Annotated in this window: 1 protein-coding gene; it reads left to right on the forward strand. The window is 72.4% G+C overall.

Annotation, left to right across the window (positions count from 1 at the left end; translation table 11 throughout):
* The coding region (locus ACOV8S_RS04310; protein WP_448316185.1) for a pectate lyase family protein at window positions 1-1,252 on the forward strand (1,252 nt) is incomplete at its 5' end.
* Window positions 1,253-1,300: the final 48 nt, after the last annotated feature.

The following is a 1,300-nucleotide window of genomic DNA, read 5'->3' on the forward strand; positions in this document are numbered from 1 at the left end:
CGCCGGCGCCGCGGCGGGCGACCCCGCCCGCCAGGTGCTCCCGCAGCACGACGGCTGGGCCGCCGCCGACGGCGGCACCACCGGCGGCGCCGCCGCCCGCCGCGCGCACGTGTACACCGTCGACACCTGGGCCGAACTCAAGGCTGCCGTAGGAAACGGGGACGCCACCCCTCGGATCATCCGGGTCGCGGGCACGCTCGACGCCAACAGCGACGCCTCGGGCAGGCCGCTGAGCTGCTCCGACTACGCGACGGACGGCTACTCCCTGGAGGGCTACCTCGCCGCCTACGACCCCGCCACCTGGGGGAAGGCCGACCCCTCGGGGCCGCAGGAGCAGGCGCGCCTGGCCTCCGCGGCGCGCCAGGCCGCACAGATCCGGCTGAACATCGGGTCGAACACCACCCTCGTCGGCGTCGGCGACCACGCCAGGCTGCTCGGCGCCAACGTCCAGGTACGCGGCGTGGACAACGTGATCGTCCGCAACCTCACCTTCGAGGACACCTTCGACTGCTTCCCGCAGTGGGACCCCACCGACGGGGCCGAGGGCGCCTGGAACTCCGAGTACGACAGCCTGGTCGTGTACGGCTCCACCCACGTGTGGGCCGACCACAACACCTTCACCGACGGCCGCCGCCCCGACGCCGCCCAACCTCGTTACTACGGGCGGGAGTTCCAGCAGCACGACGGGCAACTGGACGTGGTGCGCGGCGCCGACCTGGTCACCGTCTCCTGGAACGTCTTCGCCGACCACAGCAAGACCATCCTGATCGGCAACAGCGACAGCGCGACCGCCACCGACCAGGGCAAGCTGCGCGTCACCCTGCACCACAACCTGTTCCGGGACACCGGGGAGCGCACCCCGCGCGTGCGGTTCGGCCGGGTCGACGTCTACAACAACCACCACCTGGTCAAGGACCCGGCGGTCTTCGGCTACGCCTACGGCGTCGGCAAGGAGTCGGCGATCCACGCGGAGAAGAACCACTTCACCCTCCCCGCGTCCGTACCGGCCGGCGCGATCCTGCACAAGTGGAGCGAGGCGCCGATCACGGCGGAGGACAACTTCGTCAACGGCGCGGAGGTCGACCTGATCGCGCGGTACAACGCCGAGCATCCGGACGCCGTCCTGCGACGCGACGCGGGCTGGAGCCCGGAACTGCGGGACCGGGTCGACGAGACCGGTGACGTGCCGGGGTTCGTCGCCCGGTGGGCCGGGGCGGGGCAGCTCGACGAGTGCGAGCCGCACGAACTCTGACGCCGCCCCCGAGACCGCGCGGGCTCCGTGTACACCGCGGCCCTGGGC

Source organism: Streptomyces sp. CO7, from assembly GCF_053474865.1.